This is a genomic window from Dyadobacter sp. CY323, from assembly GCF_021390245.1.
In the GTDB taxonomy this organism is placed as follows: Bacteria; Bacteroidota; Bacteroidia; order Cytophagales; family Spirosomataceae; genus Dyadobacter.
This window is the reverse complement of the sequence record NZ_JAJUXH010000029.1, coordinates 1-25,510: the sequence shown is the minus strand read 5'-3', so window position 1 is coordinate 25,510 and position 25,510 is coordinate 1. Positions and strand designations below refer to the sequence as shown.

Annotated in this window: 20 protein-coding genes; 18 read left to right on the top strand and 2 right to left on the bottom strand. The window is 38.5% G+C overall.

Going from position 1 to position 25,510, the window contains the following annotated elements:
* The first annotated feature begins 66 nt into the window (after nt 1–66).
* The 18 genes from LZG72_RS26855 (at nt 67) to LZG72_RS26770 (ending at nt 21,052) form a co-directional block, all read left to right on the top strand.
* Nucleotides 67–882 (top strand): polysaccharide biosynthesis/export family protein, encoded by an 816-nt coding sequence (locus tag LZG72_RS26855; RefSeq protein WP_233878240.1) that lies wholly within the window; start codon nt 67–69, stop codon nt 880–882.
* A 42-nt stretch (nt 883–924) separates the two neighbouring features.
* Nucleotides 925–3,288 carry a tyrosine-protein kinase gene (locus LZG72_RS26850; protein ID WP_233878239.1) on the top strand — a complete coding sequence of 788 codons (2,364 nt, stop codon included), beginning with the start codon at nt 925–927 and terminating at the stop codon, nt 3,286–3,288.
* Between the two features lie 690 nt (nt 3,289–3,978).
* A complete protein-coding gene (locus tag LZG72_RS26845; protein WP_233878238.1) occupies nt 3,979–4,995 on the top strand; it encodes an NAD-dependent epimerase/dehydratase family protein in 1,017 nt (338 codons plus the stop codon).
* Nucleotides 4,996–5,056: 61 nt separating this feature from the next.
* Nucleotides 5,057–6,259, top strand: a complete 1,203-nt coding sequence (locus tag LZG72_RS26840; protein WP_233878237.1) for a polysaccharide pyruvyl transferase family protein — start codon at nt 5,057–5,059, stop codon at nt 6,257–6,259.
* Nucleotides 6,260–6,271: 12 nt separating this feature from the next.
* The gene (locus LZG72_RS26835) at nt 6,272–7,486 is read left to right on the top strand and encodes a Coenzyme F420 hydrogenase/dehydrogenase, beta subunit C-terminal domain (protein ID WP_233878236.1); all 1,215 of its coding nucleotides are present in this window, start codon (nt 6,272–6,274) and stop codon (nt 7,484–7,486) included.
* The gene (locus LZG72_RS26830) at nt 7,479–8,096 is read left to right on the top strand and encodes a CatB-related O-acetyltransferase (RefSeq protein WP_233878235.1); all 618 of its coding nucleotides are present in this window, start codon (nt 7,479–7,481) and stop codon (nt 8,094–8,096) included. The genes LZG72_RS26835 and LZG72_RS26830 overlap by 8 nt, the downstream gene beginning before the upstream one ends.
* Nucleotides 8,097–8,161: 65 nt before the next feature.
* Nucleotides 8,162–9,667, top strand: a complete 1,506-nt coding sequence (locus tag LZG72_RS26825) for a lipopolysaccharide biosynthesis protein (protein WP_233878234.1) — start codon at nt 8,162–8,164, stop codon at nt 9,665–9,667.
* Between the two features lie 603 nt (nt 9,668–10,270).
* A complete protein-coding gene (locus LZG72_RS26820; RefSeq protein WP_233878233.1) occupies nt 10,271–10,942 on the top strand; it encodes a hypothetical protein in 672 nt (223 codons plus the stop codon).
* 73 nt (nt 10,943–11,015) lie between these two features.
* Nucleotides 11,016–11,543, top strand: a complete 528-nt coding sequence (locus LZG72_RS26815; RefSeq protein WP_233878232.1) for a hypothetical protein — start codon at nt 11,016–11,018, stop codon at nt 11,541–11,543.
* Nucleotides 11,518–12,645 (top strand): hypothetical protein, encoded by a 1,128-nt coding sequence (locus LZG72_RS26810; RefSeq protein WP_233878231.1) that lies wholly within the window; start codon nt 11,518–11,520, stop codon nt 12,643–12,645. The genes LZG72_RS26815 and LZG72_RS26810 overlap by 26 nt, the downstream gene beginning before the upstream one ends.
* 50 nt (nt 12,646–12,695) lie before the next feature.
* Nucleotides 12,696–13,628: a glycosyltransferase gene (locus LZG72_RS26805; protein ID WP_233878230.1), complete on the top strand. Its 933-nt coding sequence runs from the start codon at nt 12,696–12,698 to the stop codon at nt 13,626–13,628.
* Complete coding sequence (locus tag LZG72_RS26800; RefSeq protein WP_233878229.1) at nt 13,625–14,623, top strand: glycosyltransferase; 999 nt, start codon at nt 13,625–13,627, stop codon at nt 14,621–14,623. Before LZG72_RS26805 ends, LZG72_RS26800 begins: the two co-directional genes overlap by 4 nt.
* An 83-nt stretch (nt 14,624–14,706) precedes the next feature.
* Nucleotides 14,707–15,843 (top strand): polysaccharide pyruvyl transferase family protein, encoded by a 1,137-nt coding sequence (locus tag LZG72_RS26795; protein WP_233878228.1) that lies wholly within the window; start codon nt 14,707–14,709, stop codon nt 15,841–15,843.
* 2 nt (nt 15,844–15,845) lie between these two features.
* Complete coding sequence (locus LZG72_RS26790; protein WP_233878227.1) at nt 15,846–16,760, top strand: glycosyltransferase family 2 protein; 915 nt, start codon at nt 15,846–15,848, stop codon at nt 16,758–16,760.
* A gap of 29 nt (nt 16,761–16,789) precedes the next feature.
* Nucleotides 16,790–18,244: an MBOAT family protein gene (locus LZG72_RS26785; RefSeq protein WP_233878226.1), complete on the top strand. Its 1,455-nt coding sequence runs from the start codon at nt 16,790–16,792 to the stop codon at nt 18,242–18,244.
* 124 nt (nt 18,245–18,368) lie between these two features.
* Complete coding sequence (locus LZG72_RS26780) at nt 18,369–19,124, top strand: hypothetical protein (protein ID WP_233878225.1); 756 nt, start codon at nt 18,369–18,371, stop codon at nt 19,122–19,124.
* Between the two features lie 57 nt (nt 19,125–19,181).
* Entirely contained in the window at nt 19,182–19,940 is a 759-nt protein-coding gene (locus tag LZG72_RS26775; protein ID WP_233878224.1) for a WecB/TagA/CpsF family glycosyltransferase, read from the top strand.
* The gene (locus tag LZG72_RS26770; RefSeq protein WP_233878223.1) at nt 19,937–21,052 is read left to right on the top strand and encodes an endo-1,4-beta-xylanase; all 1,116 of its coding nucleotides are present in this window, start codon (nt 19,937–19,939) and stop codon (nt 21,050–21,052) included. The genes LZG72_RS26775 and LZG72_RS26770 overlap by 4 nt, the downstream gene beginning before the upstream one ends.
* Before the next feature lie 230 nt (nt 21,053–21,282).
* On the opposite strand, the gene LZG72_RS26765 is transcribed toward LZG72_RS26770, so the two are convergent.
* Both LZG72_RS26765 and LZG72_RS26760 read right to left on the bottom strand, forming a co-directional pair.
* On the bottom strand, nt 21,283–23,238 hold the full coding sequence (locus LZG72_RS26765; RefSeq protein WP_233878222.1) for an acyltransferase family protein: 1,956 nt from the start codon (nt 23,236–23,238) through the stop codon (nt 21,283–21,285).
* 1,003 nt (nt 23,239–24,241) lie between these two features.
* A partial coding sequence (locus LZG72_RS26760) for a T9SS type A sorting domain-containing protein (RefSeq protein WP_233878221.1) occupies nt 24,242–25,510 on the bottom strand: 1,269 nt, incomplete at its 5' end.

The window sequence follows — 25,510 nt, the reverse complement described above, 5'->3', positions numbered from 1 at the left end:
ATCAGTTTATTAATCAACTGATTGACAATAACTTACAATAATTCTATTTACACTCATCGTTCCCCTATGAAACTGCTTTCAAGGCATTTGACAAAGTTCGGCTCCATTTTGCTTTTCATTTACATATTGATAACCGGAGGAATGACGTCATGTGTATCCCCCAAGTCGATTGTATATTTCCAAGGAGATACATTACGAAATTCATCCAGCACAATCTTGCAAAATTATGTTCCGACCATCCAAAAAAATGATATGTTATCTATCATCGTTGGAAGTTTGAATGCGGAAGCTAACGAAGTATTTAATGCGCCCAACAGGTATGCGTCCGCAACCGCCAGTTATGGAAGTTCTGCCTCTGCTGCCATCCAGCCTTTCGGATATCTTGTAGATTCTGATGGAAATATCGAATTACCCTTGGTCGGCAAAGTGAAACTGGAGGGGTTACAGACCAAAGTCGCAGCAGATACCCTCAGAGCACGTCTGCTCATGTACTTAAAGGAGCCATCTGTTACTATCCGAAATATCAATTTTAAGGTCTCGGTGTTAGGTGAGGTTCGTTCGCCAGCGGTTTATAATATACCGGACGAAAGAATTACGTTACCAGAGGTGCTGAGCCTTGCCGGAGACTTAACTATTTATGGTCGCCGTGAAAATGTACTGATAATTAGGGAAGAGAATGGGAAGCGACTTTATACCCGCATTGATTTAACGTCACGTGATATATTTAATTCACCTTATTACTACCTTCATAAGAACGACGTAATATATGTTGAGCCTTCAAAGGTTAGAATGAACGCGACAGACAGAACCCTCCAACTAGCCCCTCTATTCGTCAGTGTTATTGCGGCAGCTTCATTGTTGTTTTACAGAGTTTCCAGATAACGTCAATCAAATCTATAACCTTGCTTACTAATAGGTTCTAAAATGAGTAGAAGACACGAAGACCTCGAAGACGAATATTTTCAAGAAGAACGCTCCAAATCTGATTTGCAGGGCTATTTGCGCCGATATCTGCGCTATTGGTACCTTTTCCCCATTTTTACGGGTCTTTCCTTAATTACCGCATTTGTCTATCTGCAGATCACCAAACCGATCTTCTTATCACAGGCATCTATTTTAATTAAAGATGAAAAAAAAGGCCTAGATGCGGGAGGCTCGATATTGGAAGAAATGACCCAGTTTGGTGGCAATAAGTTGGTTGAAAATGAGATGGAAATTCTCAAATCACAATCCTTAATGGCCCAGGTTGCCAAAGACCTAAATCTGGACGTAGCCTTTTACTCGAAAAATGGCTTAAAGACGGTGGACTTATATAGTCGTAGTCCCGTCATTGTTAAGCCTGAGATCATTTCGCTTTATGCTTTGGAAAACCCTATGTCCATTCATTTGGTTGATAGTCTTCATTATAAGATCAATGATGAAGAACAGTTATATACTTTCGGGCAAAAATTCCGTAACCCCTGGGGACTATTTTCTGTCGAAGCCGGTACTGCATCTGAATATACTGATATAGACGTTCGATTCTTCAGTTTACCGACGTTGACGTCCGACATGCTTAGCCGTTTGACGATAACCCTTCCGAACATCAAAAGTACTGTTCTTCAGCTCGCTTTTGAAGATCCGTCTAAACAGCGAGGTAAAGACGTTTTGAATAAGTTGCTTGACGTTTACGTGCAGTCATCGCTCAGTGATAAAAACAGCGAGGCAAGTAATACGCTTAAGTTTATTGAAACCCGTTTAGGTTTAATCACGGGTGAGCTCGGAGACGTTGAACATGATGTTGAAGCCTATAAAACTTCAAAGGGACTTACTGACATAAGTTCGGAATCTCAAATCTTTTTGGAAAATATAAAAGAAAATGACTCTAAGCTAAGTGAAATAAATACACAGATTAGTATTCTGGAAAGTGTCGACAATTATATTAAGAATTCGGGAACTGGGGCCTCTGCACCGGCAACGTATATGATTAATGACCCCGTCTTGGTATCCCTTCTTACAAATTACAACGAATTGAGCTTACAGCGCGAGAAATACGCTCGCACTACTCAGGCAAGTAACCCTCTTCTTGAGACAATCAATACCCAGCTTTCACAAACGAAACAGGCCATCCGCGAGAACGTGCAGAATCTTAGAAGGGGAATGGACGTAACCAAGCAAAACCTTGAAGGTATAAACACGCGGTTTTCCGCCGGTCTTCGCAGCATTCCTCAAAAGGAGCGTGAATATGTTGGCATTAAACGGCAGCAGACGATCAAGGAAGGGTTATATCTGTACCTGCTTCAAAAACGTGAAGAAACTGCTCTTGCTTATGCATCAACGGTTACCGATAGTCGCCTGATAGATGCCCCAAATGCGTCTATTTTGTCTATTAAACCAAAGAGATTAGTAATTTGGTCAGGTGCTTTGATGGCGGGTTTTCTAATACCTGTGCTGCTTATAAATTTGTTATTCCTGCTGAATAACACCATACAATCAAAAGACGATATTTTAAAGGTTGGTGGACTTTCAATCTTGGGAGAAATTGGCGTCTTAAAAGTGGATCCTGGACAAGACGCAATTGTAGCCATTACAAGCCGTTCTGCAGTCGCAGAACAATTCCGGGCTTTACGGACAAACCTACAATATTTAGGCGATGGAAGTTGCCGCACTTTGATGTTTACATCATCAATTGGTGGAGAAGGCAAAAGTTTTGTCAGCGTCAACCTTGCAGCAAGCTTGGCCTATTCAGACAAACGGGTAGTTTTAATTGGATTGGATCTTCGCAAACCAACTTTACATGAACGTTTGAATGTTTCCAACAACAAAGGAGCAACAAATTACCTAATAGGACATAGGGATATTTCTAGCTTGATACAGTCAACTGGTGTCCATCCTAAATTCGATGTAATTACCAGCGGCCCTATCCCGCCGAACCCATCGGAACTTCTGAGCAATGGCCGTCTACCACTGTTAATTAAGGAACTGCGAGAGCAATATGACTACATACTAATTGACTCTCCACCATTTGGGTTGGTAACAGATGCATCTATCATTAGTGAGTTTGTTGATGCAACCTTATACTTAGCAAGATTTAACTATACTCTGCTTGACCACGTATCTCGAATTTCTGAGCTTAACAGAACAAAGCGCTTTGCAAATCTTTCTGTCATTTTCAACGGTGTAAACTACGGCGCAGGATATGGTTATGGAGGGTACGGATATGGAGGGTACGGATATGGATATTACTCAGACGAGAAGCAAGATACGGGCGTAGGCAGCCGCTTAAAAAAGCTGGTTGGAATGAGCTAAGTATCATTAATGGTATCGATCTTAATGCTGAATGCAATGACTGTGCCTCATTATTCATCTCTCAGGTTGGAGAAGACTCAGGCGTATTGAAAGATCTTCTAAGAGTTACTGATGAGTTTGGTCAGTCTTAGATTTATGTTGCAGGGTTAAGTGCTACGGCTGAGAGCATTTTCAGATCCGGTGTACTTAACTCTGAGTTAAAATATCTCAACGTTATAAACTAATCAAGGCTTGACGGCAGTCGCCCACAGCTGACAGTAACATGAAAATCACTTACTTCTTACTATCCGGGAGGGTTAGCTGCAGATCTTGGCTCATATCCGGTACTTCGCTGCATAGGCAGCGCGTCCCAATTTTAGGCAAAAAGCCACCTTTTCAAGTTAGCGCTCACGGAAACGAAGAGTTAGCCACCCAGTCTGTTTTTTACGGCCTTAGATGATATGCCCCACCGGGAACGGTATGCGGATAGGCTAAATCTGAAAAATGTTCAGTCGTCTGAACTTGAAAACTCAACTTACAAATCATGTATTTATCCCTGAATGTTAGAAAATTCTTTTGGGTGAGTAGTAGCATATTCTTCCTATTGCTGCTGTACTATTCCCGTAGGATTTCATTATAACAGGTAGCGTAAACACCACTCCGTGGGCAGTTTGCACGTGAAAGCGATGTAATAGTAAATATTAAAACATTATGAAAGTATTAGTTACAGGAAGTGCGGGATTTATTGGTTTCCATACAGTAAAAAAATTATTAGAGGATGGATTAGAGGTCGTGGGTTTGGACAACATTAACGACTACTATTCGCCACAACTAAAATACGCTCGTCTAGCAGAGTTAGGTATTTCCCAAACAGATATCAAATGGTATAATTTTGCGCCTAGTACCAAGTATGCTGCCCTTAGTTTTTTCCGAGCCAACCTTGAAGATAAGCAACAATTGTTCGCATTGTTTCAGAAGCAAAAGTTTGACTACGTAATCAATCTTGCTGCGCAAGCAGGTGTGAGATATTCGATCGAAAACCCAGATGTGTATATCCAATCTAATATTCTGGGATTTCATTACATTTTAGAGGCGTGCCGTACCTTTCCTGTTAAACATTTGGTACACGCTTCCTCCTCATCCGTGTATGGAGAGAACGGTAAGGTACCTTTTTCGGAAAGTGATCAGGTAGATTCCCCTGTGAGTTTATATGCCGCTACTAAAAAAAGCAATGAGTTGACCGCTCATGCCTACAGTCAGCTCTATAACATTCCTATTACCTGTTTAAGGTTTTTTACGGTATATGGGCCGTGGGGAAGACCGGATATGGCTCCCATGCTTTTTGCGAAGGCGATTTCCGAAGGAATGGGAATAAAGGTATTCAACAACGGTGATATGCAGCGGGATTTTACCTATGTGGGTGATATTGTTAAAGGAGTTGTTAAAACGATGCTCGCTGACTTCGAATCCGGTCAGCAGTATCGCGTATTAAACATAGGAAACGGCTCGCCTGTAAATCTTATGAATTTCATAAAGCAGATGGAAGTAAGCTTTGGAAAGGAAGCCTTGAAGAACTTTTTACCTAAACAACCAGGAGATGTCTATCAAACTTATGCGGACACCTCTGAACTGGAAAGAAGCGTAGGCTACAAACCGATGGTGGGTTTAAGTGAAGGTATTAGTGATTTTGTCGAATGGTATACTTCTGAAAAGAATCCTTTAAAATGACTATCTAAAAAAAACTTCAATATGCTTTTGAACAAACAAAAAAAGGGAAAAATATATTAAAATGAAGGAAAACAAAAAGATAGCCATAGTTTGGGCAAATCCGTATAGTGTAAATTTAGGAGTAGGCGCCTTGGCCTATTCCGCCCTGATACTTATAAAGGATGTGCTGGACGAAAATGGGCTTCAAGGAGATATAACATTTATTGGCAGTTATAAAGTTGGTAGAGATTCTATAAACATCAATCAAAAAGAAATAGTCTTTGATAATGCTATCGGCTTAGATTATGGCAACTTGAAGTCTTGGACAAAAATTCTTTTAAAACCTTCAAAGTTTGGATTATCTAAGCTTTTCTCGGTAGACTATGTTTTTGACATTGGTGAGGGAGATAGCTTTGCAGATATTTATGGCGACAAGAGATTCCGCAAAACTCTTAATTCGAAAATATTCTTCAATAGGCTTGGTAAAAAGCAAACACTGCTTCCGCAAACGATCGGCCCTTTTAAAGCAGAAAACAATGAAAAAGATGCTTTTGACACTATGAAAAAGTTAAGCACGGTCATAAGCCGAGATAAGCAAAGCTTTGAATATAGTGCAAAATTCTTATCTCCGGACAATATAGTTGAGTCAATAGATGTAGCTTTCTATATGCCATTTGAGAGACAAAATGTCGACAACGGAAAGATAAATGTGGGTATCAATATTTCTGGATTGCTTTGGAGCGGAGGGTATACCGGAAATAATCAGTTCAGTATGAAAACTGATTATAAAGATCTTATAGTCAAAGTATTGGAATACTTTTCAAAAATTGAGACCGTACAGTTGCACCTTGTATCCCACGTAGTACCAGAAAACTATGCTGTCGAAGACGATTACCAGGTGGCGTTAGATCTTAAATCGAAGTATCCACAAGTCATTGTATCTCCACGTTTCAAAAACCCTATTGAAGCAAAAAGCTATATTAGTGGAATGGACTTCTTCAGTGGTGCGCGTATGCATGCCTGTATAGCCGCTTTTTCATCAGGAGTTCCGGTTGTTCCCATGGCATATAGCCGTAAGTTTAATGGTTTGTTTCAGGATACTTTGAACTATCCCTGGATGGCAGACTGCGTAAATACTGAGACAGAAGTCGTATTGGATAAAATAATTAAAGGATTTGAGAACAGACAGGAACTCGCTTCTGGTATACAAAAGAGTGAAGCTGAAATTATAAAACCAAGGCTGGAGAAATTAAAACAACTGCTACATCAGTCTTTATTGCAATAAAGTACATTACAAATGATGAATTCTTCCGTAATCGAAAAAATTGATAAACTTGGACTGTGTCTAGGCTGCGGCCTATGTGAAAGTGTATGTGGCAAGGATGCAGTTGAAATGGAATTGAGAGAGGATGGATTCATACACCCTAAAATAAAGAAGGTCATTCCGGAAAAGGAAGCAATCATCAATAGAATTTGCCCCGGGACTAACGTAATAAATGATATTGATTTCGAACCTAATGAAAGTGTATGGGGGCATGTCGATAAATTATGGTCGGGTTTTGTTACAGATACAGAAGTAAGAACTAAAGGTTCATCTGGCGGTATCGTCAGTGCACTTGGTATCTACGCGCTCAGAACCGGTCTTGTGGACGGAGTAATGCAGGTTGGTGGAGATGCGAATGATTACGAGCGCAACTCTTTAAGGGTATCCTATACGCGTGAGGATGTTGTAAAATGTGCTTCGTCACGTTATGCTCCTGCACATATTTTCACAGAAATTTTCAACATTCTTGATAAAGACAAACAAACCTATTTGTTCATAGGAAAACCTTGTGATATATCTGCATTAAAAAATTTCTTGAACGAGTTTCCGCAATACAAGGACCGATTTAAGCTCACTGTGTCCATTATTTGCGCGGGAATGCCTTCATTTAATGGAACAGCTGCTATCATCAATGAGTTCGACGCTGAATATCCCGTAAAAGACCTTGTTTATAGGGGTAACGGCTGGCCGGGCTACTTTTCTTTCAAGGATAAAAAAGAAAAGTTATATCGAAAAACATATAACGACTCTTGGGGAAAAGTACTGAACAGACACTTGAAATTGAGGTGTAAATTATGCCCTGACGGGATAGGTATACAAGCAGATATCGCTGTGGGAGATGCATGGGAGACCACCGATGGCTATCCTGATTTTGCAGAAAAAGATGGGCAAAGTCTTATTATCTCAAGGACCTCGGTCGGTAGTACAATACTCCGGCAAGCTGAATCAGATCAGTTTGTTGTGCTTGCCGATCTTGCTGTTGCAAAAATAAAACTGATGCAGCCGTACCAGTTCAACAGAAGGACTAGGTTGGGCGCTCGGCTGTTTGCATTTTACCTAAGGAAAGGCGTAAGTCTTAACTACAAGAATTTAGCAATTTATGGTAACATGAGCTACTCTAAACCAATTTCGCTGTTAAAAGAGTTTAAGGGAACCTATACCAGACTGAAAAAACGCCGTAATGCTTAACAGATTTCTATACAGGCTGTATTTCTTAGCTCCTAAAAAAATCGGGAACGCCATTCTTAAATACATCACAAAAAAAGAAGGCGGGCAAATGTATTCCCATACACTAAGGGCTATCTATAATCAGCTTTGGGAAATTAAAATAGGATATGGCAGCTATGGAGGATGCTTTTCCGTAAAAAATATCCCTCCTGGCGTTACATTTGGAAATTATTGTTCTATAGCTCCGGAAATCCGAATATTCAGAGCGAACCATCCCAAAGATTCATTCACCTCTCACCCCTTATTATACAATCCGTCGGCGGGATACGTAAATAGCGATCAACTTATCCGGCCGAAGCTTAACGTTGGACATGATGTATGGATAGGCGAGTGGGCTATTATTTTACCGCGTGTGAAACAAATAGGGAATGGAGCTATGATAGGAGCAGGAGCCGTGGTAACAAAGGATGTGCCCCCGTATACAATTGTAGCGGGAAATCCTGCTAAGGTTATTGGAAAAAGATTTAACGACGAGACAATTGCTAGGCTTGAAGCAACACGATGGTGGGACATGGATAAAAAAACCTTGATGGAAAATATATCTAAAATTGAAAGACAAATTAATGGATAAGTCGGCCAAGAAGAAATATTATTAAAGGAGCCGCTTTTGAGTTGTGTTTGTAAATTAAATGTGTTGTGAGTAACAAATATATAGTCGATTCATTTTTGTGGGGAGTTGTTGCAAAGGTTTTCGACGCACTTGTAAAATTCATATCCGTACCATTGTTACTGTCCTATTTTGGCAAAAATGAATTTGGTCTCATAGCTCTTGCCAGTTCGATAAATGCGTATTTGCAATTGTTGGATATGGGTATTAATACAGGTTCAATAAAACACTTCTCAGAATGGATTGCTGCGAAGAAATATGATTTGCTTGACTCAACGGCTCGTACTAGTATAACATTTTACGGAATCATTGGCATTATCAATGCACTGGTTCTAATAATTATCGCTCTTTGGGGGATGTCTATATTCTCCATTACACCAGATCAAGCGGAAACGTTAAGAGTACTCTTTTTTATATTATCTATTTTTGCAATTGTTAACTGGAGCACGAGTGTTTATAATCAATTGTTAATTGCAAATCACAACATAAAATATGTTCGACAGTTGGGTTTGGTAAAGACAGTTGCTAACCTGGTTGTTATCTATTTCACCATATGGTTGAAGCTTAATATCACACTTTATTTTTTCTTATTCTGTATTGCCAACAGCTTTATTGTAATACCAAATTTTCTTAAAGCAAAAAGCTCTGGGTTGATATCCGGGTTTTTACCAAAAAAAGATTGGGCTAATTTTCAGGTTGTTTTCAAATATAGTATGGCCATTATAGCTATGGGAATTTTTCAAATGTCAGCCACAAAATTAAGACCAGTAGTATTAGGTATTTTTTCAAACAACGTGTCAGAGGTGCTTGCTGAATATCGAATAATGGAAACCATTACCATATTTATCATTTCCATTGGAGGAATGTTTGTTACCATATTGTTGCCTGTAACTTCGAAGCTTCTTACAGAGAAAAATCAGGAAAAGATAGAAGAGTTTGCTTATGGCAATACCCTTTTTACAACAATCATATGCGTATTTCTCTGCATGCCATTTGTAGTAGCTGGTAGAGAAATTTTACATCTGTATGTAGGTAGTGAGTATGTACATCTATATAATTGGTTAACTATATGGGTACTGACAATTCTATTTTCTCTCCATAATTCGCCAATAGCAAGCCTGGTCCTCTCAACAGGAAAAACCAAAATGCTTATCATTAGCTCGGCAATTTCCTGCGTAATTTCAGTTGTTTTGAATGTCATGCTATGTAAATATTTTGAAGTTGGATCAGCCATTATTGGTTATGCCGTGTATATCGTCATTCAAATGTCCTTTTACTATTTTTATTTCAATGGTGCTATACTTAAATTAAACTCATGGAAAGTATTCAAGTCATTTATTTATCCTGCGGCAATGGGTATTCTTATTGCAGTCGGTATTATAACTATTGATATTAATACGGGTGTTATTATTATCGATATCGCAGCTAAATTGTCCCTTTGGGCGACTTTGTATACAGCAGGTTTGTTCACTACAAAACTGATTGAGATAAGTAATGTAAGGAGAATTTTAAACCGAAAAAATGTAAATAATTAGGTGATAGCTAACTCATCAACCATATCAAGAAGGGAAAATAAAACTGGGTTTTATCTTGTAGTTTTTGCTGTTCTCATAAGTATTCGTTTTTGGAGTTTTATAGTAATTCCAGACGGTATATATGATGGGTTAGAATTCATTATGAATATCGTTCTGGCATTCATAATAATTAACAATTGGCATACAATACGAAATCGTAACATGATGTTTAGAAACAACGTCATGGTTTTCCTGTTTGTAATACCAGTCATAAGTATGTTGGCGGCATATTTATATCATGGCCAAAGTTTCCTTTATAGCGCCTTAACGCTTAGGCGGCTGTTATTTTGGCAGTTCTACTTTATCTTACATATATTCAACATTCAATTTAAAACAATAATTAAACTCTGCACTCTTGTAGCTCTAGTTTGGGCTTTTTTAACAATAATACAACAGTTCACATATCCGTTGTATTATTTTGCATCAAGGACAGAAGATTCTGGCTCCGAGATATTACGGGCAGGTGTATACCGGTTTTTGCTTTTTCGTCACCATTATGCTATTTTGATCGGGTTATATTTCTTATACAGATTTTTCAATTTGAGAGAAATAAAGTACCTATTAATGTTCCTATTTATATTGGTGGGCTTTTATTACTTCGGAACCCGGCAGTTTGCAGCGTCATTCGTGGTGTGTTGTGTGCTAATGGGAGTGTTAGGATCAGGAGGTTCCGGGGCAAGATTTGTTGCTATTCTTGTTCTTTGTGTCATTGGTTTCGTCTTATATAGTTTTAGGTATCAAATTTTTGGGCAATATATTCAGCTGACAGAAAGCGACGTTGGAAACGAAGATTATATTCGTTTTCTATCAGCTGATTTCTTTCTTAAAAGAAACTGGCCGCCGGGGGTTTTCCCAAGGATATTGGGTAACGGCGCTCCACATAGTGTAACTAAATACGGTGCGGAGGTATTGATGATTCAGGAGCGCTATCGGTTTTTCGCTTCTGATGTAGGAATGATTGGCGCGTACAACACTTTCGGAATCGCTTACGTTTTGAATGTTTTGTCTATAAGCGTAAAAGGACTGAGATATAAACTTTATGAAAAAACAAGAATGTGGGTTCCATTTGTGTTTCTCAGTTCAACTATGCTGCTTTTCATTTCCGAATATTTTTCAAATGCCTCAACAATACCCTTCCTTTGCATACTCTTTTACATAGCCGACTTAAGCTTTAAAAGATCTAAACAGCTTAAAAGTTCAGTGAGTTCTAATTATGCAAAGTTGCCAAGGCAGTAGCTTCATAGCTTTGATATTTTGTTTAATTGCGATCAACGTATAATGTTGAGTTTGATTCAAAATTTATTCTCATATGAAACTTTATAAAACAGCATTACTAGGAGCTTTCCTTTTGATCCCTTTTTTTTTAAAGACAATTGGATTTGAACCCTATCCAGCAGTTCTTCTGCCAACTGGTGGGATACGAATTAAAAACAATAATGGCCTGGCAACTTTTAAGACTACGGAATTGTCAGCTTTCGACGTAATTTCAAAAAAATGGATAGATGTGGATGAAGGGAAATTTATCCAGCCGATACCTATTCACTACTTCAGATATTTAACAGATCAAAAATTTGGCTTGGATAAAGGAAATGCTATTGCTAAAAGTAGAAAGGGGAAATTGATGTCTAAACTGGGCATCAAAATGGATATAAAAAACAATGACATAGGTAAAGAGCGAGAAGAGGAAGTAAAGAAATGGATAAAGTATCGTTTATCAGCACAAAGCATTGTGAGCTCCAAAATAAGAATCCTTACGGAAGTAAGGAGCATATCTCTAACAACTGGTTTAATTACAAAAACTTATATAGAAAATGAGGAATTTGTTAATTTGGATTAGAGGTCAGAATAATTGGTTTTGGGCAGCTATCATTCGGTCCACAGCAATTGATTCTAAATCTTTGGCCGTTTTTCGAATGATGGTGGGCCTGTACCTTCTTTGTATTAATTCACCTAACTTCCTCTGGCTAAGTGACGTTCCACAGGCTTTTTTCGAACCTCCTTTTTTCAGTATCGCAAGTTTTTTTGGAGGCTTTCCAGGGCATCTTGTTTTAGTCCTTGCCAACGTTTTGCTCATCATATTGTCAGCAATGCTTTTCCTTGGTGTGAAAGCCAGATTCTCGACCATTACATATACCATAATTTACATAGTTTGCTGCAGTTTTCAATTTTCTTTTGGAAAGATTGACCACTCGCCGGTTCTTATCTTGGCTCTTCTGGTTTGTATGATATTTAGCGATTGGGGTACTTATCTGGCACTTATTCCAGATAAGCCCAGGAAAGTGAATCAAATTAACATGTCCCTGCCTTTATTGAGCGTATTTGTCTGTTTTGGCTTTTTTTCTGCTGGTTTTGAAAAGGCCATCATGTGGATAGATTTAGATTTTACAACTAACGGTTCAGGTGCGTGGTTTTACAAGGAACTTCACCTTAGGGCCTATCTATTAGCGCCCTATATACCAAAGTTTATGCCGTTTTGGGGTTTTAAGGTGATGGACTACCTTGGTGTAATTTTTGAGCTAACGCCCATTTTTTTTCTCTTACATTCGAGGATGGCTTGGAAGCTCTGGCTAATAGCTGCCTGTATTTTCCACTTCCTAAACGGTGTAATATTAAATATCAATTTTATGAACCTTTTTATAGTCTATGTCTCTTTCCTAGACTATTCATCTTGGTATAACTCGCTTGAACATGCGTTAAAAAAACAACCTTGGAAAATCGCTCTTGTAAGTACTTCCATTGTCTTGTTATGCGTAAGATTAATTAATTTGTTTAGAGGTGTTCCGGGAGGAAACATTTTTTTTGATTACGATCAAAAAGAAAATAACCTTTACCTCTCTGTATTAATTTGGATTGTTGCCATATTCTTGCTGTTGAAAAGTATTTTGACAGGTAGTAAGAAGAAATTGGAGTATAATACGAAAGCAAGCCTTAAAATCTGATTTTGTTTAGAAAAATAGAGACAAAATCACCTAGATTAAACAGAATTGAAATGGATAAGAATCTGGCAATTGTCATCCCGGCTTATAAGTCTGCCTTTTTTGATGCTGCCCTTGCCTCAATTGCCGGTCAAACCAACAGACGCTTTACTGTCTATGTAGGAGACGATTGCAGTCCCGAGAATTTACAACCTATAATATCTTCTTATGAGTCGAAGATTAATATAGTTTATAAGAAATTTAGTGAAAACCTCGGAGGTAATGACCTGGTGGCACACTGGGAAAGATGTATTGAGATGACCTTAAATGAAGAATGGATATGGCTTTTTTCTGACGATGATATCATGGAGCCTGGCTGCGTTGAAGCATTTTACAAAACGCAGGAAAAAAATACTGACTGTGATGTATTCCATTTTAATATTCGCATTATCGGAGAAGCTGGGGAAACAATAAAAGAGCTTCCGAGTTATCAGAAAAAAATTACCATAGATGAATTCAATACCCTTAAATGGTCATCTAAAATTAATTCATATGTAGTGGAATACATTTTTAGAACAGCTAAGTACAGAGAAACCGGAAGATTTCTAAACTTCCCTCACGCCTGGCATTCTGATGAAGCCACCTGGACGAAAATTGGTTGGGAAAAAGGTATAGTAACTATTTCCGATGCAATGGTAAACTGGCGTCGCAGTAGTGTGAATATTACTCCGGATACAAAATCCATAAATATCGTAAAGGGCAAGCTAAATGCAAGCATCAAATTTGCAGAGTGGGTTGTAAATTTCTATCGACAAAAAGGCTCTGACGTAAACTTTAAAAAGCGTTTTCTGTTGGCAAAACGATTTGTCAACTACTTAATTAAGTGCAAACCTGTCTTAACTCCAAAGGAATCCACTGATTTTATAACTGAGCAGTTAAGGGCCTTGGAGCTACCCTATATGTATATGTTTTTTCTGCTTCAATTGAAGTTAAAAGGTGCGCAATGAGTAAAAGAGTTTATCTGTACCCGATGCGGAATTTAAAGGACCTGGAAGAAAAGAGTCCTTACATGCATAATTTAAGTAAAGGCTTGGTCACTAATTTCGATGTGGTAAATTATGGCATACCCACCCGTAACGGGATGCTCGACGTATTTAAATTCTTTACCAAGGCAGATGTTCTTTATTTTAATTGGATAGAAAATATAACGTGGCATCAGTTGCCCCTGCTTGCGGCGCTGGTTGTCATTTCTAAAATAGCAGGGAAGAAAGTCATTTGGACACACCATAACGTACACCCTCATAAAGGAGACACATGGGCGGGTAAGTTGGTTGTTCGTGTAATGAAAAATTGGTCAAGCGTTATCGTCTTTCATACAAGAGAGAGTTATAACATTCTGTCTTTAACCCAGGAAGATAAACGGATCTTGGACTATTTTCATCCTTTTTTTGAAAATACTTTTAATGGATCGGCACTTGAGATTAAATATGATGTGCTAATATGGGGCAATGTGAGGGAAAGCAAGGGGGTTCGTGAATTTTTGGATTATCTGCAGATTAAAAAAAAGACTGAACACTTTAATGTGAAATTGATTGGTAAGTTTTCTAACGACCAATTCTATTATAAGTTGAAAGAGCAATATGCTGCATATCCAAATATAAACATCGAGAATGAATTTGTCGAGAATGGCAAACTCAAAACATTACATAAACAATCAAGGTATGTTTTATTTATATATTCTGGTAGCAGTGTCCTTAATTCAGGTGCATTGATAAAATCAATACCTTGGGGCACCACAGTCATAGGTCCGAACAATGCTGCATTTAAGGAACTAGGAGAACGCGGTGTGATTTTAACTTATAACAGTTTTGACGATATTATAAAAATTCTAGAAGATAAGGAATTCAATAAGATTGATAAAGAGGCTGTTGCTGAGATGGTCAGACAATATAGCTGGGACGATCTTGGAAAAAAACTTTCCACGCTGCTTTCTAAAAGTTAAGAATATTCAAAGAATATCACGGGGACAAACCCTTTATTCAACTTTTTAGTATCGAGCTGACAAAAAACAAATAGTTCATTCTGATGGTTACACCTAAGAGACTGGTTTTCTTCCAGGCAAATACGCAATATGAAAACACCGGCGATGTGTTGATAAACAAATCCCTGCTGGATCACCTGAAGCATTATGCCAATATTGTAGTAAATGATGCCGGGATGCCAGTCTGGTACGTAGATGAATTGGGAGTCGGGCAATCCGAACGTATTTCAAATATTGGTAAAAGCTTTAAGGGATACTTAATATCCGCAGCTCTAAGAGGTTTCTTTTTCCGAAAAACACTGAAAATTTACTTAATAGCAGGTCCTCCTGGCCACCAAAGTGGCAATTCCAAGAGTAAGGCAGTTCGAAATATCATCTCTGGTTTCTTCTTTTGTTTCCTTCAATTACTGGGAGTAAAAATTATCAAGGTAGGATTTTCCTTGGGGTCTATTGGTAATTACATTGCTTTTGCAGAGAAATTCCGTTCACTTTTTACGAATTTCTATTACATACGAGACAGCATTTCACTGAAACTGGCCAAAGACATTGGTATTAAAAAGGCCGTTTTTTTCCCTGATTTGGCATGGACATATCATCCTGTAATGAGTGCAGTCAATAGCACTGTCACATATCCGAAAAATAAGATCCTAATCACTTTCAGGGATGCCGTTGGAAAAGGCGATTACAATGATACATACCTCCATAAGATAGATCGCATATTGGATGCCACTCTAAACAAATATCAGCACAAATACGAGTTTGTAGTTGTATACCAGGTGCAAATGGATTACGATTTCTGTAAAAAGCTCTATGATAAGCTATCTGAGCGATATCCCATTAGTTTTGTTGAAGATCAAATAACACTCGGGAGTGCGCAGGAATTTTACAGCGATGTAATATGTATGTTAACCAATCGTCTTCATGGAGCGCTTCTGGCATATAAATATGGCGCATTACCTGTCATCCTAACGGATATAGATAAGCATACAAAAATCAAAGGCATATATGAAGATGCCGGCTTATCTGATTTAATGGCCAATACAAATGACAATTCGGAAAAAATACTTGCTGGCCTGTCTGATCTACTTGAAAATAAGTCTATGGTTTATAAAAAAATCCAAAAGGTAGAAAAAGAATATATAGAGTTGTCTAATATTCTAGTGAATAAAATATTTCAATAAACATGGAGGAGCCATTTTTCTCGGTAATAATTCCTTTATATAACAGGGAAGAGCTTATTCAGACGACAATTCAATCTGTATTAAACCAGGATACAAAAAAGTCTTTCGAAGTTATTGTTGTTGATGATGGCTCGACGGATGCTTCGGCGGAAAAAGTTAGAGAGCTTTTAGACTCTCGAGTCCGGTATATATACCAAAATAATTCTGGCGCAAATATTGCGCGGAATCATGGTATAGATGTTGCAAGAGGAAAGTATGTAGCAATGCTAGACTCTGATGATTTGTATATGAAAGATCATTTATCATCATCGGCGACAGTACTGGATACCAACCCTAACTGTGTAGTGTATGCAAAAATAGTAGTTAACAGGGGTGAAGGGAAAACATTCTTAAAGCCCCCGCGATCGATATTGAAGGACGAACACATGTCTGACTATCTTTTGAGCGATAGAGGATTTCTGCAAACATCGACGCTAGTTTTGCCTACCGATTTGGCTAGGAAAGTCAGATTTGACGACAACTTGCCTTTTGGTCAGGATACTGATTTTGCGATTCGTCTATATGCGGAGGGTGCAAGCTTCCATATGAAAGAGCTACCTGCAGTTGTTTGGAGAGATGTTTATGATGGCAAAAGGATATCGTCAAAATCTCGACCCGAAGTCAGGGAGAAATGGCTTGAAAAAGTCAAACCAATCATTACCAGGAAAGCTTTTTATGCCGATAACGGATGGTTCGTTGCAAAATCCTATGTCCAAAAAGGAGACTATTTTAAAGGGATAAAATTATACCTAAATGCAGTAGTCCGAGGTTGCTACAGCCCACAACTATCAGTTGTAATCGGGTTGCAAATATTTCTGCCTAAATCTGTGTATAGAGCAATTGTTGATAGAGCCATAAAAAGCAAGCAGAATAAATAAGGTAAAAACAAATTAAAAGAAAAGAAAGAATGCTTTTTAATTCCCTGCAATACCCTATATTTCTTGCTTTCATTTTCCTACTTTATTGGTGGCTAAATGAAAAATCGTTAAAATGGCAAAACTTAATGCTTCTGGCAGCCAGCTACTATTTCTACGGTTGTTGGGACTGGCGCTTTGTGTTTCTGTTAGCGTTTTCAACCGGGCTTGACTATTTCTCAGGAATTACCATTTATGAAGCCAAGACAAAATTTAAGAAGAAACTTTGGCTGTATTTGAGTGTTGGAATTAATTTAGGCTTTTTAGGATTCTTTAAATACTATAACTTCTTCATAGAGTCTTTCGCAGAACTATTACAAGGATTCGGTCTACAACCCCATTATTCAACTTTGCAAATTATACTTCCTGTTGGCATTTCCTTTTATACTTTTCATGGGCTCTCATATGTATTTGACATCTATTATAACAGGCTAAAACCGTCTTATAATTGGGTGAACTATACATTATTTGTCAGCTTTTTTCCCTTGCTGGTTGCGGGACCAATTGAGCGTGCAACACACTTGCTTCCGCAACTTGAAAGGCCGCGAAAATTTGACTACCCGAAGGCAGTTGACGGCCTTCGACAAATACTTTGGGGACTTGTTAAAAAAGTTGTCATTGCAGATAATTGTGCAATTTTCGCTAATCAGATTTTCAATGATAGTACTCATCAAAGCGGGAGCAACCTTGCCCTAGGTGCAATCCTTTTTACTTTCCAGATTTATGGCGACTTTTCTGGATATTCAGATATTGCATTAGGAAGTGCAAGGCTTCTAGGTATTGAATTGTTAAAAAACTTCAACTTTCCCTACTTCTCCAGAGATATAGCTGAATTCTGGCGTCGTTGGCATATATCACTATCATCTTGGTTTAAGGACTACTTATATATTCCCTTAGGAGGAAGTCGTGGCGGAAACTGGTTGCGAATACGAAATACGTTTATTATATTTTTAGTTAGCGGGTTCTGGCACGGAGCGAACTGGACTTTTATTATTTGGGGTGGGCTGCACGCGTTATATATGATGCCATCGATTATTACTAGAACTAATCGAAACAATTTAGAAACAGTTGCAAAAGGAAGATTTCTGCCATCACTTAAAGAATCAGTGCAGTTGATTGTAACATTCACATTAGTTACCCTTGCCTGGATATTCTTCCGCGCGGAAAGCGTCATCCATGCATTTAGCTATATCTCCGGTATAGTTTCCCCTACTCTATTCTCAGCTCCGAAACTTCCCGAAATGGATAGAATTCTAATTTTAGTGGTCCTCCTTGTACTCTTTTTGTTCATTGAGTGGATTGGAAGAGAAAAAAATTATGCAATTGAAGGTATCCCCAGTATAAAATCTAAATCATTCCGCTGGGTTTATTACTGTATGATTACACTCGCCATCTATTTTTTTGGAAATTTTGAAGAGACAGTTGAATTTATATATTTCCAGTTCTAACTTTTGGTGTGATGATATGAGAAGGTTCGTTCAAAACATAATGATATTTATTGGCATAGTTATTGCATTTAATTGCGTAGTGTACTATTTCGCCTATAAGACATACTATAATGGATATAGTGTTGTGCCTGAAAAGCGGTTTCATTCTTTTGTTTTTTCTGATTCCCACGGTCTGCCGCTAGCCAAATATCCCGAAGAGTATAATGTCTATAATTTTTCTGCGGGAAGCGAGTCATATTTTGATATTGAAAGAAAGCTACTCTATTTAATTGAAAATAAATATCAAATAGATACTGTATATGTTAACGTAGACGATCATATGCTCAGCCGTTATCGGGATAATAACAACAATACAGATCGAAGTGTATTTTACCTAACAAAAAATAACACTGATACTTTCACATATATTCAATCTAAATATATTACCTACTATTTTGTGATCTTACAGCCGAAGATAAGGACCATTTTCCGTCGGTTTCTTCTAAGGAGTGTCGCATCGATTATTCATCCCGAGCTGGTAAAAGAGGAAGATTGGTCGACATTATCTGCTGAACAGCGGGTCGTTAAGTCTGAAGACAGGAAAAACTACCAATTTTCGGGGCAGAAAAGTAGCGAGCGACTAAAAATATCACTGGAAAATATTATATCTTTAAGTAAAGAGCACAACATCACTCTTTTAGGCGTAAAATTTCCATTGGCCGCATCGTATATGGACGTTTTAGGTGATGCAAACTTTGGTGCCGATAAGGTGCTCAGCGACAGTGGCATAAGAATATTGGATCACAAAACCGCATTTGCAGATCAAGATGGGTATTTTAGCAATCAAGATCATTTAAACAAGCAAGGCGGAAAAGTATTTTCAAAGATACTTTTTGAATAACAATTCCTTATTAAAATTATTAACTTCTTTTATTTCAGGTAAGAAAACTCAACACATATGAAAACAATACAATTTTGCGGGGTTGAATTAGTGAACCTCACGAGAGATCAGTTTGCCACCTTTGTTATTGAGGAGTCCCGTAAGTTTGGCAAAATAATATCTTTTTCACTTAATGGTGAAAGCCTGGCAAAATTTCATAACGATCTTGATTTCAAGAAATTATTTCTAAATGCGAACTACGTTCATGCGGATGGAATGTCAATCGTTACCGCTTCAAAAATGCTATCAAAAGAAGGTCTTCCTGAACGAATTGCCACGACAGACTGGTTTCATAATGTGGCCTCACAATCTAGGAAGAATGGCGAATCTCATTATTTCCTAGGTGGTAATGAGGACACCATACAAAAAACCGTAGCTAATGTCCGCAGCCAATACCCCGGCATAAAAATTGCCGGATTTAGAAATGGGTATTTTTCGGAAGCTGACCATGAAAAAGTTTTGAAAGAAATAGACGATGCGCACCCGAATTTTATCTGGGTAGGACTTGGTAGGCCTAAACAAGAGCTCTTCTCATTACTCATAAGAGACAATTGTGAAGTTGGTATTATCAAAACTTGTGGAGGATTATTTGATTTTCTTGCAGAAAATAACCGCAGGGCTCCTTTGATAATGCGTCGTTTAGGATTAGAATGGTTATTCAGGCTTTATCTGCAGCCCAGGAGACTATTTAAAAGATATTTGGTCACCAACTATCAATCACTAAAAATATTTGCAAAGTATTTATTTAAAACAAATAATTTGGCAAATGATATATGAGGAACGTCATAGGGATGCTGTTGATTCCTCTGCTGGGATTGACCACAAAAACCCAAGAATCGAGAAATGATAACTCCGATAGCAAAAGGTTATTGATACAAACTAAAACGGATACAAAGAAAGGCGCGGGGGTAACCTTAAAAAGCGCCTACAAAGATTATTTTCCGGTTGGAACAGCTATGTTCTATCACTATCTAAAGAATGAAGAATTAAAAAAATTTGTTGTCTCGCAATATTCGAGCATTACCTGTCCAGATATAAAAGCCCGTACAATATATCCTAGAGAAGGAATTTTTGATTTTTCCCAAACTGATAGTCTTGTTAATTTTGCATATAAAAACAATCTAAAAATCAGAGGGCATTGTCCCATCTTCTACTCAACGATGCCTGATTGGTTTTTTAAAGAAAATGGTAAGAAAGTAAGTAAATCTTTACTCTTAAAAAGAATAGATACGCTTATCACGACTGCCATGAAACGTTATAAGGGCAAGATCTACTGTTGGGATATAGTCAACGAGTCGATTTATGGAGGCAATACTATGCACCGGAGTAATGACAGGCTCTATGAAATACTTGGTGAACAGTATATCGAAGCTGCGTTTAGAATCGCAAAAAAAGCGGATCCCAAGACAAAGCTTTTCTATAACGATCATTTTGTCACTCAAGAAAAACGAGATAAAATATTTGAGCTACTAAAACGACTCAAGCAAAAAGGCGTACCGATTGACGGTTTGGGAATACAAGGACATTATGGACTGAATAGTTTCACGGAAAAAAGCTTGAAAGCAGATTTAGCAAAGTTTAAGAGCATTGGTTTGGAGATTCAGTTTACAGAAGTTGATATTGCTATGTTTGATCGCACTAGTGAAAAAAAATACGAATTAGGAAAGCAAAGGATATATTCAGAAGATATTATTGATAAACAGGCAAAACAATATGAGATTCTTTTCAGAGTATGCAGAGAGGAACCAGCAGTTACCGGAATTACCCTATGGGGCGGTGCCGATTGGCCGAATTTTCTCAGTAAACGACTTAAGACATCTGCATATCCATATTTGTTTACAGAAAAGATGACCCCCAAGAAGGCCTTTTATTCAATTATTAATTTTTAGCAATTGGTTCTTAAATAGCTATTGACAATTACATGCTAACTTTAATAAAGCCTGGAAGCGATTAGCTGAGTCAGCGAGTAATTCACTCAGAAAGGTTTGAATTTTACATCAGTCTAACAATATCTACTTGCTTATCTATTGTCGACTTCTAACTTTTGCAACACGTCGGGGAAATTGTAGTAAAATGTGAGGCCTGTCAAGCCACTTCCTTGATTATGTCCGCATCACTCCTATTGTACTTTTTGTCTGATTACTGCCATTAATTTATCTTTAGCAAGGACCGTCCCTTGGTAGCTAAGGTGATCGTCATCATAATATACAATCTCGTTATTATAGCTAATCAACACATTCTTGTCTTTCTGATAAAGTGAAGCAACATCTAATACAGCGCAATGGGCATATTTTTTTGCGATCAAGTTGATCATATCATTCTGAAGTACTACATCAGTGTTCTCGATTGAAGGTAGGTATTGCCTGCCCTGCCTTGGCTTATACCCTAGGTACGCAAGATATTGGCTACTGTTCTTCTCTCCGATTTGCTTTACAATAGGAGGTTGATTTAATAATACAACTGTAATAGAATGTGTATCAACAAACTTTAAGAGACCTTCTAATTGAGAAATATTTTCATTTGATTTATGCGACCATTTGCACGACACAATTAGCAACTTTGGCTTCCACATCGCTAGATTGTTTAGCAAGCTTTGCTCATACAAATGTCGTTGTTGATCAGAGAATCCTTTTGCTTTTTCAGGTTTATCAGAGAGCGGAATTTTAAAGAATGGATTGCCACCGACATGCGTGTAAAAAGCCCTTTTTACCCCTAGTTCCTCTCCTATTTCATCAATGACTTTTCCCCACATGGCGCCATGTGAATCGCCAACAACGACAATGCCCGGATATAACCCTTCGCTCCCAACAATGATGCCTTCTTCTGGGTGGATACCTTTAAAAATACTGCTTCGGGTAGGAGCAATAATACCATCTCGCTTAGCCAGTGCTCCCTGAGAAACTTCGACTGTGGGTGTGACGTCATATATCAGTCCAAAAAATTTTGTTCTATTAAATGAGGATACGTAGCTAACTGGAAGCAAATTCTTGTAAACAAAACTGATGGTCAAGCACACTGCAAGTAATACAAAAACATACTGCAATATACTCTTACGATAACGAGTCTTTTTCTCTACTAAAAAATACGATAAATATGTGAATACTATCATCAATAACGCAATAAACAGGTCATAAAAGTCAGGAAGTTTGGGAAGGGTATATAAAAATTCCCTTCCTAATACGATCACCGGCCAGTGCCATAAATAAAGTGAGTAAGATACTTTCCCAATGTGTACCAGACTATTAGAGCCTAATAACCGTCCGACACTATTTGTGTCGGAAGCAAAAGCAATTACTAATACGGATCCAATAACTGGCAATAGCGCAGTTACCCCTATGCCCGAAGAGCCTGAAAAAATAAAATATGAGCTTATAATTAAAAGCAAACCTAGCACTGATAGTAGTTTTCCTAGTTTCAGGTGAGGCTTTGGCAAAGTCTGGACGCTACTGAAGGCCAGTAGGCCTCCTGCTGCCATCTCCCATGCCCTAAATGGAAGTAGATAAAATCCGGCTGTAGGGTACTTTTTTGTAGCAAACAAGAAACAAACAAGACTTAGTGCTGCCAATGCAGTTAAAACAGGTACAATAGGTAACCTATTTCTAAATAGAAAAAAGATTAGTACAGGATAAAACAGATAATATTGTTCTTCAACCGATAATGACCACGCGTGCAGAAAAGGTGAAGATTCTGCTGCATCTCCCCAATAGTCGCCAAATTTCAAAAGCGCCGAAATATTGGCATATGAAAATACAGTAGAAATGGCATCACCGGAATAGGTTTTCAACATTGGACGATAAACAATGTAATAACTGGCGATAAGAACTGCAATTACCATCACAAGTAATGCTGGTAGGATACGCTGAACTCGTCGCATCCAAAAGTTCTTAAAAGAGAAAGAACTGGAATGATTTTCTTTAATAATGATAGAGGTGATTAAATAGCCGCTGATGACGAAAAAAACATCAACGCCAAAATAACCTCCTTCTATCCAGTTAAATCCCATATGAAATAATACCACCGGAACAACAGCGATAGCTCTTAGTCCATCAATCTCAGGCCTATATTTAATCGTCATGTATCTATTTTTACGTTGAGTATTATGGTATTATCGGGATTTTTTGATATTTAGCGTGTAAGCCAGCGATCCGTATACATGTTAATAAAGATTTTTTGCATTATATTCTTCACATAGTTTGTTTATACAGACCCAGAGCTTTTAAGTAACAGACAAAAATATGTTATTGCTATTAAATTCTCGCACCGTGCTACTTTTTATTCTGAATTAAGCATTGGTTTATAACCCTCTCTACCTAAATGGCTGTCAATGGATTAGCCCAGTAATACAATTTTCAAAGAGCTCGTCCTTCGTTTTCATCCCGATTAAAATCGGTAAATGTTCTCATATTTATAAGTTTTTGCAAATAGTTTATTGGGTAATGCAGATTTCTTAGTTAAGCTTTTACTGCTATCCCTATACGATGTATTGCATGAAGTTCTTGCAGCACTGCTGACGAACCCTTTCTGGGTTCTCACCGATTTGTTCGAAAGCTCTGATTTCTCAGTAGAAAAGCCCCATGTCTTAGACTAAATTGACGAAACCTGATCGCTTCGAGCTTGGGCAGGTCAGACATGCAGGCTAGTTATGGCGAGAGCCGAACCAAACAAACTTCTAGGAGGTGATGTAAAAATTGTGAAGCTGTCTTACAGAAAGAAAATGTCAAAGTCGGATCACGCCTAACCATCGTGTATCCATTTTATAGTTGAAATTGGCCAGGGCGATGAGTCGTTAAAAGTGCTACGGGCCAATGACACCTTACCATGCGGTTAAAAAAACAACTATTAGGTTAGAATACGTGTCTCTATGGATCCCTTTTTGTTAAGAAGTAGGAACCGATCACAAAACTTGGCAAAAGCGCGTAGGCCTATTTACTTTTGGAATCAATTTGCAAACCTAGGAGCCAAAACCATAGTGCGGCACACCAGCTGAAACGTCTCGACGCCAGGAATTCGTTCAGGTTAGAGCCTCGATTCCGTCCAGTGACAGTTCAACATCGGACTTAGCCGAGCTAGAAACCGAGTTACCTTATTAATACAAAACGCTTTGTTTGTATTTGACCTTTTATTATAAGCTGAAAAAAGTAGACCCCATTTTCATGATTGCTGACATCAACCGCCCGGCGAACTGTTCCGTGCTGTCCAACAGCTGATTGCGTCCAGACAACTTGCCCCTGAGTATTCATTACGGCTAATGAGGCTGTTTGATTTTTTTTCAAACTAAAAGTCGCTACTAACTTCCCATTTGTAGGATTGGGTGCTATAAATAATTCAAGATCCTTCGCCTCAACGGCTTCTGGCTCCATTTGGGCCTCAGTGATTGCTGCTAATCTGGCTGACGCAGCACAAGTTATAATCTTAGGAGAATCGAGCAAGACTGTGGCACTCCCTTTTACGCGCACGCTCAACTGATGGGCTTTCCCATCTTTAAGGGTTGATGGGGTGGAAATTTTGAAACCATAATAGCCAGTACCAATTCCACTAGCTTTTACATCTTCCCTGTAAATATCCGCTACGGCTGTCGCGTAAACTGTACTGCCTTCATAAATCTCAACCGTAACAGCGACATCAGGGAAGTTTTTGTCCCACGCCCAACCTTGGATATAGTTGCAGTCTGCTCCTTTTAAACGGCCGGCATACTGGTTACCTACACAGGTTACGCTTTTGGGAGAATCCGTAAGGATTGTGCTGCTGCCTTTGACCCTTACACTCAATGGATGTGATTTGCCATCTTTAAGGCTTAGCGGGGTAGGGATTTTAAAACCATAATAACCCGTGCCAATCCCGCTAACCTTTACATCTTCCCGGTAAATATTCGCAACTGCTGTGGCGTGAACAGTACTGCCTTCATAAACCTCCACCGTAACTGCACCATCAGGAGCATTTTTATCCCAAGCCCAACCTTGGATATAGTCGCAGTCCGCTCCTTTGAGACGGCCAGCATACTCGTTGGCAGCGCAGGTTATATTCTGAGAAGACGTTGAAAGTACAGAACTAGCCCCCTTAACTCGCATGCTCAATTGATGGGCTTTGCCATCCCGAAGACTTGCGGGAGTAGCTATTTTAAAGCCATAATTACCGGTACCGGTCCCACTGTTCTTAAGATCCTCCAAGTAAATATTTGCTACCGCTGTCGCGTATACTATACTACCTTCATAAACCTCCACCGTGACTGCGGCATTAGGAAAGTTTTTGTCCCAGGCCCAACCTTGGATATAGTTGCAGTCCACGCCAGTGAAACGACCTGCATAATCATTGACTGTACATATTACATTCTTAGGAGAATCCAAGAG